The organism is Zoogloea sp. (genome assembly GCF_023150065.1).
GTDB lineage: Bacteria > Pseudomonadota > Gammaproteobacteria > Burkholderiales > Rhodocyclaceae > Zoogloea.
In genome coordinates, this window is the sequence record NZ_JAKLLN010000083.1 from 248 (window position 1) to 892 (window position 645).

Below are 645 nucleotides of genomic sequence, written 5' to 3' on the forward strand. Positions count from 1 at the left end.
AGCTTCATCGTCGACCCGCAGGCCTGGGACGCGGCCTTTCTCGACTACGACTACATCGGCGCACCCTGGCCCCACCGCAGCCAGCCGGTGGGCAACGGCGGCTTCTCGCTGCGCTCGCGCCGGCTGATCGACGCGCTGCAGGACGCCGACATCCGCGAGACCCAGCCCGAAGACCACGTGATCTGCCTCGACTACCACGACCTGCTGGTGGCGCGGCACGGCATCCGCTTCGCGCCCGTTGATGTGGCCAGCCGCTTCGCCTTCGAGCTCACCCCGCCCAAGGGCTCGACCTTCGGCTTCCACGGCTTCTTCAACTTCCACCTGGCGATGCCGGACGCCGAACTGCAGGCCTGGCTGGCCGGGGCCGAACGCAGCGTGCTGCTGTCGATGCCGGGCCGGCGGCTGCTGAAGAACCTGATCCGCGCCGGACGCCACGAATCGGCCCGGCGGATCCTCGACGTGCGCGCCAGCGGCAACTTCAAGCAGCGCCTCGACACCTTCAAGCTGCGCTGCCGGCTGGCCCTGCGCCGCCTGCGCTGACAGCCCTCAGCCCCGCGCCGGCGTAGCCGGCTGCGCCCCGGCGGCACACACCGCCAGCAGCACCGTGAACGCCACGGTGCCGAGGGACGACGCGAACATCGAACC

General features: G+C 71.0%; 1 protein-coding gene. It reads left to right on the forward strand.

From position 1 onward, the window contains the following. Nucleotides 1–540, forward strand: a 540-nt coding sequence (locus L6Q67_RS23530) for a DUF5672 family protein (RefSeq protein WP_296575946.1), incomplete at its 5' end; no start/stop codon positions are given. Between the last annotated feature and the right edge of the window lie 105 nt (nucleotides 541–645).